Below are 11,788 nucleotides of genomic sequence, written 5' to 3' on the forward strand. Positions count from 1 at the left end.
GGCTCGAGCGCAGCCGGTCCCAGCCTTCGGTCAGCGGGTTGAGAATCGTGACGCCTCCGGAGACGTCTCCGAACGCCAGGTTCCCTTCCCGCGGGACCAGACTCAGGTTCAGTGCCTCGCTGAAGCCGCACTCGCGCGCCGCGCGGGCGGCGCCCTCGATCCCCCGGGACGAGTCGGAGCGTCCCTCCGGGAAGACGAAGACGCGCGGGAGGGTGGCGGGGATCTTCTCGTAGCCGTGGTGGCGTGCAATCTCCTCCACCAGGTCCTCTTCCACCGCGAGATCGCCGCGGAACGACGGGGGAGCCACGCTCCAGGCTTCCGCCCGGCCCGCATCGACGCGGCAACCCAGCCGCTGCAATACGTCGCGCATGACGTCCTCTTCGATCTTCAGCCCCAGGAGCCGTCGGACCCTGTCGGGCCGCAGCGGTATCGTCCGGCCGCGCGCGGGGGTCGGCCGGTCTTCCAGGCTGGCCGCCACGCGGCCGCCCGACCAGGCGGCAATCAGCTCGGCGCAGCGCGCCGCGGCGGAGAGCGTGATCTCGGGATCGGCCCCGCGCTCGAAGCGATGAGAGGCGTCGGTGTGCAGAGAGAAGCGGCGCGCGGTGGCGCGCACCGAGGCCGGCAGGAAGTGCGCGCTCTCGATCAGGATCTCCCGCGTGGCGGGACCGATCTCGGAATCACGCCCCCCCATCACGCCGGCCAGCGCGAGCGGACGGCGCTCGTCGGCGATCACCAGCGTCTCGGCATCCAGCTTGCGCTCCACGCCGTCGAGCGTCGTCAGGCGCTCGCCCGGCTTTGCCCGGCGGACGCGGATGGCGCGCCCCGCCACCTTCGCCAGGTCGAAGGCGTGCAGCGGCTGGCCCATTTCCCAGAGCGTGTAGTTGGTGGCGTCGACCACCGAGTTGATCGAGCGCACTCCGATGGCCTCGAGGCGGCGCGAGACCCAGGCGGGGGAATCGGCGACCTTGACGTCCTGCAGGATGAGAGCCGAGTAGCGGCCGCAGAGATCGGGCGCCTCGACCTTTACCGAGGCCAGCGGCGCCGGAGAGGGAGGCGGCGGCGCGGCGGCTGGACCGGGCGGCTGCAGGCTTCCCGCCCCGGCGGCGCTGAGCTCGCGCGCCAGCCCCAGGTGGTTCATGCAGTCGGGGCGGTTGGTGGAGATATCGAAGTGGTAGATGGTGTCGCGGCGATCGGGCAATGGCTCCAGGGAATCGAGCGGGATCCCCACCCCGGTCAGCGTCTCCCCGATCTCGGAAGGGGAGCGCTGCGTATCCAGGCAGTCTCTCAGCCACTCGTCGCTGAAGCGCACGCCGTCACCCCGGGAACTGGTCCAGAAAGCGCAGATCGTTTTCGAACAAGAGACGGATGTCGTCGATGCCGAACTTGAGCATGGCGATGCGATCCACCCCCAATCCGAAGGCGAAGCCCGAGAAGCGCTCCGGGTCGTGCCCGCAGACACGCAGCACCTCCGGGTGCACCATGCCGGCCCCGCCCATTTCCAGCCACCCCGAGTGCTTGCAGGTGGCGCAACCCGCCCCGGCGCACAGGACGCAGCTCAGGTCGAATTCCGCCCCCGGCTCGACGAAGGGAAAGTAGCTGGGTCGGAAGCGGACGCGCGTATCGTCGCGGAAGATGCGCCGCGCGAAAGTCAGCACCGTCCCTTTCAGGTCGGCGAAGGTCACCCCCTCCGCCACCACCAGCCCCTCCACCTGATGGAACATCGGCGAGTGCGACACGTCGGAATCGCGCCGGTAGACCTTCCCGAGCGCGATGATCTTGACCGGCGGCGGCTTCGCCTTCAGCGTCCGGATCTGCACCGGCGAGGTATGCGTGCGCAGCAGCAGGTCGCCTTCCAGGTAGAAAGTGTCCTGGGTGTCGCGCGCCGGATGGTCGGCGTGGAAGTTGAGCGCGACGAAATTGAAGAAGTCGGTCTCCACCTCGGGGCCCTCGGCCAGCGAGAAGCCCATCTCCAGGAAGATCTCCTCGATCTCCCGCCGCGTCTGGTGGACCGGGTGCAGGGTGCCGGCGCGCGAAGTCCTGCCGGGCAGGGTGACGTCCAGGGCATCCGCCGGCAGGCGGGCATCGGCCAGCGACGCCTCGGCCTGGGCGAGACGCTCCTCCATGTAGGCCTTCAGCTCGTTCAGGGAGCTGCCGACCTCGGGGCGTAAGGAGGGCTCGACGTCCTTGAGGGAGCGCAGCAGGAGGGAAAGCTCCCCGCCCTTGCGGCTCAGGTAGTCCGCGCGGATGCGGCCGAGCGCGTCGGCTTGCGAAGCGCCGGCGAGATCGGAGTCGAAGCGGTCTTTCAGGGACCGCAGACGTTCCAGCATGGCCGGCCTCGGCGTAGGGGCGACCCCGGCTTCCCCAGACGGCGGGAGCTTCCGGGCGCTCCGGTTATCGGGAGAGGGCCTTCTTGGCCACCGAGGCGACTTCGGCGAACCCCTGGGGATCGGCCACTGCCAGCTCTGCGAGGATCTTCCGGTCCAGTCCCACGTTGGCCTTCTTGAGGCCCGCCATCAGGCTGCTGTAGGAGATCTCGTTCGTCCTGGCGGCGGCGTTGATCCGGGTGATCCAGAGCTTGCGGAAATCGCGCTTCTTGCGCTTGCGGTCCTTGTAGGCGGAAAGCAGCGATTTCTCCACCGCCAGCTTGGCGATGCGGTGCAGCCGCCCTTTCGCGCCATAGAAGCCTTTTGCCAGCTTCAGTATTTTCTTGCGCTTCGCTCTTCGCTTCGTGCCTCGTTTTACCCTCGGCATCGGGACTCTCCTTTGTCGTTGCCTGCGTCGTGGGGACGGCGCTCGGACGTCGTCCCTTGTTCTGCGTGCCGGGAGCCCGGCTCACCCATAAGGGAGCATCCTGCGAATCTTGGCGAGATCCGCAGGGCTCACGGCGATTTCCTGGTCCAGGTGGCGCTTCCGCTTGCGCGTCTTCTTGGTAAGGATGTGGCGCTTGTACGCCTGGGACCGCTTGGCCTTGCCGCCTGCGGTCATCCGGAAGCGCTTGGCGGCGCCCCGATGGGACTTCTGTTTGGGCATGACTCGACTCCGGCCGGGATTCTCCCGGCGAAAGGCGCCTCGGGGGCGCTCAGCGCTTGGGGGCCATCAGCATGTAGAGGAACGGCCCCTCCATGCGGGGCGGGCTCTCCACGATGGCCACCTCTTCCAGCTCCGTCCGGATCCGATCCAGGATCCGCTGGCCGATCTCGCGGTGCTGGTGCTCGCGGCCGCGGAACATGACGGAGACCTTGACCTTGTTCGACTTGCCGATGAACCGGGAGATGTTGTTCTTCTTGAACTGATAATCGTGCTCGTCGGTCTTGGGGCGGAACTTCACCTCCTTGACCACGATGACCTTCTGCTTCTTGCGGGATTCCTGGGCCTTCTTGTTCAGCTGATACCGGTATTTGCCGAAGTCCATGATGCGGCAGACCGGAGGATTGGCTTCGGGAGCCACCTCCACGAGGTCCAGCGATTCCTCCTGCGCCATCCTCAACGCGGTCTCGGGAGTCATGATCCCGAGCTGCGCCCCCGAGGAGCCGATTACCCGGACCTCCCGGGCCCTGATCTTTTCGTTGACCCGCGTCTTTCGAATGGACTCATTATCCATGCACACCCCGGAATGTGGGCCGGATCCTCCGGCCGGAGAGAGTGTTCCGTGTGCCGGGGAGCCTCATGGGGCGAGGGCCCGGGTCTTCACCAGCTGCTGCAGCTCCTCGATTAGCGGGGCCACCTCCTGGGAGCCGCGATCTCCCTGGTGACGAACCCGCACCGCGACGGTGCCCGCCGCGGCCTCCTTGTCGCCCACGATCAGCATGAAGGGGACCTTGAGCATCTCCGCGTCGCGGATCTTGGCACCGATCTTCTCGTTGCGATCGTCCAGCTCGGCCCGCAGCCCCGCTTCCACGAGACGGTCGCGGATTGTCTTGCCGTAATCGGCCACCCGGTCGGTGATCGGCAGCACCCTTGCCTGCACCGGCGCGAGCCAGAGAGGGAAGGCGCCCGCATAGTGCTCCACCAGTCCGCCGAAGAAGCGCTCCAGGGACCCCAGCACGGCGCGGTGAATCATCACCACCGGCACCTCCTTCGACTCGGAGTTGAGGTAGTGGATGTCCAGCCGTCCGGGCAGGTTGAAGTCGAACTGCACCGTCGGCCCCTGCCAGGAGCGCCCGAGGGCGTCGACCATGCGGATGTCGATCTTGGGACCGTAGAAGACCGCCTCGCCCGGCATCCTCCGGTAGGGGATGCCGCGCCGCTCCAGCGCCCAGATGAGCGCGCCTTCGGCCATCTCCCAGCCGGCATCGTCGCCGGCGTACTTCTCACGTCGCTCCGGATCGCGCAGCGACAGGTCCACCAGGAAGTCCTTGTAGCCGAAGGTGCGCAGCATGAACAGGCAGAGATCGACCGCCCCCAGGACCTCGGCCGGCGCCTGCTCCGCCGTGCAGAAGATGTGGGCATCGTCCTGCGTGAAGCCGCGCACCCGCATCATGCCGTGCAGCACCCCCGAGCGCTCGTAGCGGTAGACGGTGCCGAGCTCGGCCAGTCGAATCGGCAGGTCACGATACGAGTGCAGCCGGGACTTGTAGATGAGCGAGTGCCCCGGGCAGTTCATCGGCTTGAGGACGTACCCCTCCTCCTCGATGTCGAAGGTGTACATGTTCTCCTTATAAAAGGAGAAGTGCCCGGAGCGCTTCCAGAGGTTGTCGCGGGCGATGTGCGGCGTGGTGACCAGCTCGTAGCCCCGCCGGCGGTGCTCCTCCTTCCAGAACTCCTCGATCACCTGGCGCACCTGCGTGCCGCGGGGGTGCCAGAAGATCAGCCCGGGTCCGGCCTCCTCCTCCACGCTGAACAGGTCCAGCGCCGGGCCCAGCTTGCGGTGATCGCGCTTTTTCGCTTCCTCCAGGCGATGCAGGTGCTCCTGCAGCTGGGCGTCCTTGAAGAAGGCGGTGCCGTAGATGCGCTGCAGCATCGCGTTGTCTTCGCTTCCCTTCCAGTAGGCCCCGGCGATCGACAGGAGTTTGAAGGTGCGGATCCGACCGGTGGAGGGAAGGTGGGGGCCGCGGCAGAAATCCATCCAGTCCCCCTGCTGGTAGACGGAGACAGGATCGCCCCCCTTTTCCTCGATCAGCTCGACCTTGAGGTGCTCCCCCTTGCCGCCGAAGTAATCGAGAGCCTCGCGGCGCGGGATCTCGCGCCGCCGGATCGGCAGGTCGCGCTGCGCGATCTCGCGCATCTTCTTCTCGATCGCCTCGAGGTCCTCGGGGGTGAAGGGCTTCTCCTTCTCGAAGTCGTAGTAGAAGCCGTCCTCGATCACCGGGCCGATGCCCACCCGGGCGTCGGGGAAGAGCTCCTGCACCGCCTGGGCGAGCAGGTGAGCGGTGCTGTGCCGGTAGACCTCGAGCGACTCGGGCTGCGATTCGGTGAGGATGACCACCGAGGCGTCGCCCTCCAGCGGCGTGGTGAGGTCCACCAGACGGCCGTCGACGCGCGCCACCAGGGCCTCTTTCGCGAGACGCGGTCCCACGGCCCGGGCGACATCCATCGCCGAGACGCCGCGTGTGAACTGCTTGAGGGTGCCGTCGGGGAGCGAGACTTTTATCTGATCCATGCCACTCTAGAGATCGCCCGGCTGGAGGCGGGACTGATCCCGTCTCCACGTGGCCGGGAATTCGGAATTCTTCGGATCGAATCGACGGTTGGTAGGCGCGAGCGGATTTGAACCGCTGACCCCTTCCGTGTCAGGGAAGTGCTCTCCCCCTGAGCTACGCGCCTGTTCTCCGGCCGCCCGTCCCTGGAATCTCCGGGACGAAGGAGTCGGAATCACCGATAAGTGCTCAGTGTAAATGGGTTGCGCAGAGACTGTCAACCTTTCGGTCCGCCGCGCAAGCACCCTACACGCCGCCGGAGGATCATTGCGACCCCCGGCGTGGCTCGGGTATTATACGCATCGCGCCAGAAAAGCGACGGTGGAGAGCCGACAACATGCTGATCGTGATGGACAAAGGGGTGACCCAGGCCGAGCTCAACGCGGTGATCGACAAGATCGAGCGCATGGGCTACAAGGCCAACCCCATTCCGGGAGCGGAGCGGGTGGCGATCGGGATCACCGGGAACCAGGCCCCGCTCGAGGCGGAAGAATTCGAGGCGATGCCCGGAGTCAAGGAAGCCATCCGCGTCACCAAGCCCTACAAGCTGGTCAGCCGGGAGATGAAGGGGGAGGACACGGTCGTCTCCATCCGGGGGCGCGAGGTGGGAGGCCGGCAGCTGGCCATCATCGCCGGTCCCTGCGCCGTCGAGACTGAGGAGCAGGCGCTGGGCATCGGCGAGCTGGTGGCGAAAGCAGGCGCGAACTTCTTCCGCGGCGGGGCCTTCAAGCCGCGCACTTCTCCCTACTCTTTCCAGGGACTCGGGGAGCCGGGCCTCAAGATTCTCGCCAAGGTCCGCGAGACGACCGGATTGCCGATCGTGACGGAGGCGATGGACGCGGAAGGGGTGAGCCTCGTTGAGGAGTATGCCGACGTGATCCAGATCGGCGCCCGGAACATGCAGAACTTTTCGCTGCTGAAGCGGGTCGGGAAATCGAAGCTGCCGGTCTTCCTCAAGCGTGGCATCGCCGCCACCATGGACGAGCTGCTCATGTCGGCGGAGTACGTGGCCGCGGAGGGGAACTACCGGATCATGCTGTGCGAGCGCGGCGTGAGGACGTTCGCCGATCATGCCCGCAACACGCTCGACCTCTCCGTGGTCCCCGCGGTCAAGCACCTGAGCCATCTGCCGATCCTGGTGGACCCCAGCCACGGCACGGGCCGGCGCGATCGGGTCCCCCCGCTGGCGCGAGCGGCGGTGGCCGTGGGGGCCGACGGGATCATGATCGAGGTGCACGATCATCCCGACAGGGCCCTCTCCGACGGGGCGCAGGCCATGGTTCCGGAACAGTTCGCCGAGCTGGTGAAAGAGATCCGCGCCCTGGCCCCTCTCGTCTCCCGATCCTTATAGATAGAGCGAGCACGATCCATGCGCTTCGGAGACCTTCGCGTCGATCTGGTCCCCGCGGGGCGGTTTCGCCTCGACGGCGGCTCCATGTTCGGCATCGTGCCCAAAGTGCTCTGGAGCCGCGTCAGGGCGGCCGACGAGAAGAACCGCATCGAGCTCGCCGCCAATTGCCTGCTGATACGCGATGGGCGCCGCAACATCCTGGTGGAGACCGGGATGGGGGAGAAGTGGAGCGAGAAGGAGCGCGAGATCTACGCGGTGCGCTCGGAAGGAGGCGTGCTGGGCGAGCTGGGCCGGCGCGGCGTCGAGGCGGCGTCGATCGACACGGTCATCCTGACGCATCTGCACTTCGATCATGCCGGCGGCTCCACCATCTCCGACGCCGAGGGTCGCTTGGTGCCCGCATTTCCCAACGCCACCTACTGGGTTCAGGCGACGGAGTGGGAATTCGCCACCCATCTCAACGAGAGGACTCGCGCCAGCTATCTCGCCCGGGATTTCGAGCCGCTGCAGCGGGACGGACGGCTTCGTCTGATCGAAGGCGAGGTTGAGGTGATTCCGGGTTTGAGCCTGCTGCCGCTGCCGGGACACACCCCCGGCATGCAGGGTATCTTGATGAAAGGAGGGGGGCGCACGGCGCTTTTTCCTGCCGATCTGGTTCCCACCACTGCCCATGTCCCCATTCCCTATATCATGGGCTTCGATTCCTTCCCGCTGACCACGCTGGAGACGAAGAAGCGCATCCTGGCGACGGCGCTGCGCGAACGCTGGCAGCTGATTCTGGTGCATGAGACAGAGCATCCGGTGGGAACGCTGCGGGAGGAGGGAGGCAGGATGGCCTTCGAGCCGTCGGTGGAGGAGCGATGAGCGAAGGGGTTCTGGTCCTGGAGGACGGCCGGGTCTTCCCGGGACGTTCTTTCGGCTCGCCGCTGGAGCGCTGGGGCGAGGTGGTCTTCAACACCTCGATGACCGGCTACCAGGAGATCCTCACCGATCCCTCGTACCGCGGGCAGATCGTGGCGCTCACGGTCCCGGAGGTGGGGAATTACGGCGTCAATCTGGAGGATCCGCAGTCGGATCGGATCCAGGTCGAAGGCTTCCTGATTCGCAGCCTCAGCTCCGCGCCCAGCAACTGGCGATCGGTGCGCAGCCTGGTCGAGTACCTCGTCGAAGCGCAGATCCCCGCCTTGTGCGAGGTGGACACGCGGGCGCTCACCCTGCACATCCGCTCGCGCGGCGCCATGAAAGGGGTCCTCTCTCCCGCCGGGGGAGATGTGGAAGCGCTGGCGATCGTCGCCCGCTCCGCTCCATCGCTGGCCGAGATCGATCTCGTCGGCAAGGTGACCTGCCCGGCCTCCTATCCCTTCGAGCCTTCCGATGCCATCGAGGGAGCGCGCTCCGGATCGCGCATCCCCATCGTCGCCTACGATCTGGGGATGAAGCGCAACATCCTGAACCGGCTCCACGCCGCCGGTTTCGACGTGACGGTCCTTCCCGCGGCCACGCCCGCCGAGACGGCGCTGGCGTCCAAGCCGCGCGGCATCTTCTTCTCCAACGGTCCCGGCGACCCGGCCGCCTGCACCGCGGTGGTGCGCAGCGCCCGTGCCCTGGTGGGCCGACTGCCGGTTTTCGGAATCTGCCTGGGGCACCAGATTCTGGGACTCGCCCTGGGGGCCAAGACGTTCAAGCTCAAGTTCGGGCACCGCGGGGGAAACCAGCCGGTCAAGGACCTGGCGAGCGGCAAGGTCCTGATCACCGCGCAAAATCACGGCTACGCGGTCGATCCCGATCGCCTTCCGCCCGGGCTCGAAGTGACGCAGCTGAATCTCAACGATGGCACGGTCGAGGGAATCAGGCATCGCGAAATGCCGATCCTGGCCGTGCAGTACCACCCGGAGGCCAGCCCCGGGCCGCTCGATTCCTACCCGCTCTTCGACACCTTCCGCGATCTCATCCTGACGCACGAGAAGCGCTCGTAACGCCACGCCAATCTCAGCCGCCTGCCCATCCGCTGCGCAAGGCGTCAGCGTCGGTGACAGCCGAATCCGTCCGTCTGCCCACGCGACGCACGGTCCGGGAGCGCGGGCCTCTCGCCTGTCCCCGGGGTCCGGCGCGCCGTGTGACCGCTGATCACGATTCCGGAGTCGCGCGGGAGATAGGGCCTCGCCACGAGCACAAGCGCCACGCAGGTCGCGCCTTTCCGTGGATGGCTGCGCGCGCGCGACCTATATTCCCTCCTCGGACGGATCTCGCCTCGCCGCGGGGCACAACGCAGCGGAGGGAAATTCTGATGGGTCAGCAGAGCGATTACTACATCATCGAGGAAGAGGACCTGCTGGAGGGGCTGCGGCAGCGAGGCTCGAAGACCGCCACCGGCACCCTGCGCGCCGTCCAGACAGCGACGCGCCGCGCATCGAGACGGGACAGCCTGCGCCCGGGCGGCCGCTTCAGCGCGCCGCTCGCATCGACCTTCTCCATGTTCCTGTGTGGCGCGGGACAGGTGATCAACGGGCAGTGGAGGCTTGGAGCGCTGCTGTTCCTCACCGAGGTGTTCGCGGTCGCCGCGCACTGGTGCCTGATACGGGCCTGGCCTTTCTTCCGCGACGTGGCGCACATCTACGCGATTTCGGAGGAGGAGCTGTTCCTGGGACTGGCCGCGACCGATTTCCTGCTGCTCTTCTTCCTGCTCTACAACGTCGCGCAGGCCTACCATCAGGGCGAGGCGCGCAGCGGCGGCTTCGATGGGATCGGCGTGTCGTACGTCTCGGCGCTGGCCTCCGCCCTGGTGCCGGGCTGGGGGCAGCTGCTGAACGGACAGGCGGGCAAGGGGCTTTTCTTCCTGTTCTGCGTGCTGGGGCAGGTCTACGCGCTGGCGCTGCTGGGCCTCACTTCGTTCTTCCACCTGTTTCCCAGGCTTGGAGTGGAGAAGCTCCTGGAAGAGCGCGGCGATATCCTCGGGCTCTCGTTCTTCTTCTTCGCCACGATGATCTGGGTCCTGAGCGTGTACGACGCCTTCCTGGTCGGCCGCTACGCCACCAGCTCCGGCCGCCGCTAGGCCACGTCAGGGCGGATGCGCATCCTAGGATTTGGGGGCGGGGGTCTTGGTGACCTGGCGGCGCAGGGCGTCGACGTCCGGGTCGTCGGGATCCAGCTCTTCCGCGCGGTCGAGCTCACGCAGCGCCCGCGCCGCATCGGAGCGGGACAGCGCCAGCTTGGCCATGAGGATGTGACCGGCAGCGGTTTCCCTGATTGACATCGACTGTTTGGCCTCCGCCTCGGCCTCCGGAATTCGGCCGGCATCGAGCTCGAGTGTGCCCTTGAAGGCGTGGTACTCGGCACCGTAGGGAGACGGCTCTCCCGTCATTCCCTTCAGCACGTCCTCCGCTTCCTTCTTTTTCCCCGATCGGGCCAGCAGCCGGGCCAGCTGGTAGCCCGCCTTGGGATAGCCGGGAAACAGCTCCACCGCCTTGTTGAGATAGCCGAGCTGCTTGGCCGGCGACGGCTCGATCATCCCCCGGATGTAGTTCTCGTAGGCCACGAGCGGGAAGTTGCGGCCGGCGCTGGCGTCGTCCGAATGCGAGCCCAGGTTGCCCGTCCCCACCGAGTCGCTGCGCAGCAGCGACTGCGCCAGGGAGCGTTGAAGGTGCAGGAGGTCCTGCAGGTTTCCCGATTCCTCCTTCCAGGGGAAGGCGGCATTGGCGTCGAGCCGGAGGACCCGGGCGGTGGCCGAGATCTGCCCGTCTTCCAGCGAGTACCTGCCGACCACCAGGCGGTCGGGCACTTGTCCCCCGTCGCGCGAGCGGAAATGCCGGCCCAGGCGCAGCGAGGTCGCCAGCGTGAGCGGCGCGGAGTCGGGCAGGTCGAGCTCTTCCATGGCCGCCAGGCGCTCCTCCCGATCGATGACGTGCTGACCGGCTCCCAGGAAATAATCGGCGAGCGACAGGGCCATCGCTTCCCGCAGCCAGTCGCGCGAGCGCTCCGGGGCGGAGTCCTCGAAAGGCAGAATCAGGTAGGTGTGGGTGGCGGCGAGCGAAGGAGCGACGGATACGGCGCCGGTCAGGGCGGCGGCCACCGCGAGGCGGCGGAGCACGCTCCTCATCCGTTCTTCCTCAGTCGGTCGGTCTCCTCCGTCACCACCGCCTGCGGCGTCTCGAAGCGGCCGAAGAACATCTTCCCGGCGGTGGTCTGCAGGACGCTGGTGATGACGATGTCGACTGTCTTGCCGATCAGCCGCTTGGCGTTGTCCACCACCACCATGGTCCCGTCGTCGAGGTAGCCGACCCCCTGGTTGGGCTCCTTGCCTTCTTTGATGATGAACACCCTCATCGACTCGCCCGGCAGGACCACCGGCTTGAGGGAGTTTGCCAGCTCGTTCACGTTGAGCACCTCGACGCCGCGCAGCTGGGCCACCTTGTTGAGGTTGAAATCGTTCGTGAGGATCTTCGAGGAGGTCTGCTTGGCCAGCTCGATGAGCTTGAGGTCGACGTCGCGCACCTCCGGAAAGTCGGCGGCGGTGATCACCACCTTGACGTTGACCCCCTTCTGGATGCGCTGCAGGATGTCGAGCCCCTTGCGCCCGCGGTTGCGCTTGAGCGGGTCGGAGGAATCCGCGATGTATTGCAGCTCGTTCAGGACGAACTGCGGCACCAGGAGGATGCCGTCGAGGAAGCCGGTCTCGCAGACGTCGGCGATGCGTCCGTCGATGATGACGCTGGTGTCCAGGATCTTGCTGGGTGTCGGCCGGTCGTCGCGCGCCGCGCCGCCGCTGCGCAGCGCCTCCCAGCTCAGGTGGCGCGATTTCTCC

At 66.9% G+C, this 11,788-nt stretch carries 12 protein-coding genes and 1 tRNA gene; 4 read left to right on the top strand and 9 right to left on the bottom strand.

All coding sequences use genetic code 11. The features are described from left to right. From VFW45_09735 to VFW45_09765, 7 genes are all read right to left on the bottom strand, one after another. The coding region (locus VFW45_09735) for a phenylalanine--tRNA ligase subunit beta (GenBank protein ID HEU5181064.1) at window positions 1–1,309 on the bottom strand (1,309 nt) is incomplete at its 3' end. A gap of 4 nt (window positions 1,310–1,313) precedes the next feature. After that, window positions 1,314–2,327, bottom strand: coding sequence for a phenylalanine--tRNA ligase subunit alpha (gene pheS / locus VFW45_09740; protein HEU5181065.1), 1,014 nt, complete (start codon window positions 2,325–2,327; stop codon window positions 1,314–1,316). A 64-nt stretch (window positions 2,328–2,391) separates the two neighbouring features. Next, the gene (gene rplT, locus VFW45_09745; GenBank protein HEU5181066.1) at window positions 2,392–2,751 is read right to left on the bottom strand and encodes a 50S ribosomal protein L20; all 360 of its coding nucleotides are present in this window, start codon (window positions 2,749–2,751) and stop codon (window positions 2,392–2,394) included. Window positions 2,752–2,832: 81 nt separating this feature from the next. Beyond that, on the bottom strand, window positions 2,833–3,030 hold the full coding sequence (rpmI, locus tag VFW45_09750; protein ID HEU5181067.1) for a 50S ribosomal protein L35: 198 nt from the start codon (window positions 3,028–3,030) through the stop codon (window positions 2,833–2,835). Window positions 3,031–3,079: 49 nt separating this feature from the next. After that, window positions 3,080–3,601 (bottom strand): translation initiation factor IF-3, encoded by a 522-nt coding sequence (gene infC / locus VFW45_09755; protein HEU5181068.1) that lies wholly within the window; start codon window positions 3,599–3,601, stop codon window positions 3,080–3,082. 63 nt (window positions 3,602–3,664) lie between these two features. After that, on the bottom strand, window positions 3,665–5,599 hold the full coding sequence (gene thrS, locus VFW45_09760; protein ID HEU5181069.1) for a threonine--tRNA ligase: 1,935 nt from the start codon (window positions 5,597–5,599) through the stop codon (window positions 3,665–3,667). Between the two features lie 89 nt (window positions 5,600–5,688). Next, window positions 5,689–5,763, bottom strand: a tRNA-Val gene (locus VFW45_09765). Window positions 5,764–5,973: 210 nt separating this feature from the next. Here VFW45_09765 and aroF point away from each other — a divergent pair. The 4 genes from aroF to VFW45_09785 all read left to right on the top strand — a co-directional run bounded on the left by aroF (window position 5,974) and on the right by VFW45_09785 (window position 10,039). Then, entirely contained in the window at window positions 5,974–6,987 is a 1,014-nt protein-coding gene (gene aroF / locus VFW45_09770) for a 3-deoxy-7-phosphoheptulonate synthase (protein ID HEU5181070.1), read from the top strand. 18 nt (window positions 6,988–7,005) lie between these two features. Continuing rightward, window positions 7,006–7,851 carry an MBL fold metallo-hydrolase gene (locus tag VFW45_09775; protein HEU5181071.1) on the top strand — a complete coding sequence of 282 codons (846 nt, stop codon included), beginning with the start codon at window positions 7,006–7,008 and terminating at the stop codon, window positions 7,849–7,851. After that, window positions 7,848–8,963 (top strand): glutamine-hydrolyzing carbamoyl-phosphate synthase small subunit, encoded by a 1,116-nt coding sequence (carA, locus tag VFW45_09780; GenBank protein ID HEU5181072.1) that lies wholly within the window; start codon window positions 7,848–7,850, stop codon window positions 8,961–8,963. Before VFW45_09775 ends, carA begins: the two co-directional genes overlap by 4 nt. 311 nt (window positions 8,964–9,274) lie before the next feature. Next, window positions 9,275–10,039: a hypothetical protein gene (locus tag VFW45_09785; protein HEU5181073.1), complete on the top strand. Its 765-nt coding sequence runs from the start codon at window positions 9,275–9,277 to the stop codon at window positions 10,037–10,039. 24 nt (window positions 10,040–10,063) lie between these two features. On the opposite strand, the gene VFW45_09790 is transcribed toward VFW45_09785, so the two are convergent. Together VFW45_09790 and VFW45_09795 are read right to left on the bottom strand one after the other, a co-directional pair. Next, window positions 10,064–11,083: a hypothetical protein gene (locus VFW45_09790; GenBank protein HEU5181074.1), complete on the bottom strand. Its 1,020-nt coding sequence runs from the start codon at window positions 11,081–11,083 to the stop codon at window positions 10,064–10,066. Continuing rightward, on the bottom strand, window positions 11,080–11,788 hold a 709-nt coding region (locus VFW45_09795; GenBank protein ID HEU5181075.1), incomplete at its 5' end, for a PIN domain-containing protein. The genes VFW45_09790 and VFW45_09795, both read right to left, overlap by 4 nt.

Source organism: Candidatus Polarisedimenticolia bacterium (genome assembly GCA_035764505.1).
Classification (GTDB): Bacteria; Acidobacteriota; Polarisedimenticolia; order Gp22-AA2; family AA152; genus AA152.